This window comes from Shewanella sp. Sh95 (genome assembly GCF_001308045.1).
GTDB lineage: Bacteria > Pseudomonadota > Gammaproteobacteria > Enterobacterales > Shewanellaceae > Shewanella > Shewanella xiamenensis.
In genome coordinates this window covers 1-517 of the sequence record NZ_LGYY01000021.1, presented here as the reverse complement: position 1 = coordinate 517, position 517 = coordinate 1, and the positions used below count along the sequence as shown (strand labels likewise).

At 39.8% G+C, this 517-nt stretch carries 1 rRNA gene and 2 pseudogenes; 2 read left to right on the top strand and 1 reads right to left on the bottom strand.

What is annotated here, in order from left to right:
• Positions 1-111: pseudogene (locus AEA42_RS22075) on the top strand (IS630 family transposase); the annotation flags it as partial.
• Positions 112-127: 16 nt separating this feature from the next.
• Positions 128-298, top strand: a pseudogene (locus tag AEA42_RS22070) (IS630 family transposase); the annotation flags it as partial.
• 137 nt (positions 299-435) lie between these two features.
• Here AEA42_RS22070 and rrf read toward each other — a convergent pair.
• Positions 436-517 (bottom strand): 5S ribosomal RNA (rrf, locus tag AEA42_RS01850); the annotation flags it as partial.

The following is a 517-nucleotide window of genomic DNA, read 5'->3' as shown; positions in this document are numbered from 1 at the left end:
GGTTATGACGATATTGTCGAACAGTGCTCTATCGCATGGAATACCTTCATTGAGAAGAAAGCAAGAGTGATAGAATTGTGTACTAGACCATGGACAATTTTGACCAGTTAGTTAATGGAATTGGTATTACTCATCGGAGTTAAATCCGATAGAACAGGTATGGCAATGGCTGCGTCAAAATGTGTTGGCTAATCGTTGTTTTAGTGGTTATGACGATATTGTCGAGCAGTGCTCTATTGCATGGAATACCTTCATTGAGAAGAAAGCAAGAATGATAGAATTGTGTACTAGACAGTAGACAATTTTGACCAGTTAGTTAATGGAATTGGTATTAAAGATACTTAGAGAAGTATTGTGAAGAATAGAACGTTGAAATTGAAAACACTAAATACAAAAAAGCCAGCTTATTCAGCTGGCTTCATTGTTTAGTTAGGCGCTTGGCGATGACCTACTCTCACATGGGGAGACCCCACACTACCATCGGCGCGATTGCGTTTCACTTCTGAGTTCGGGATGG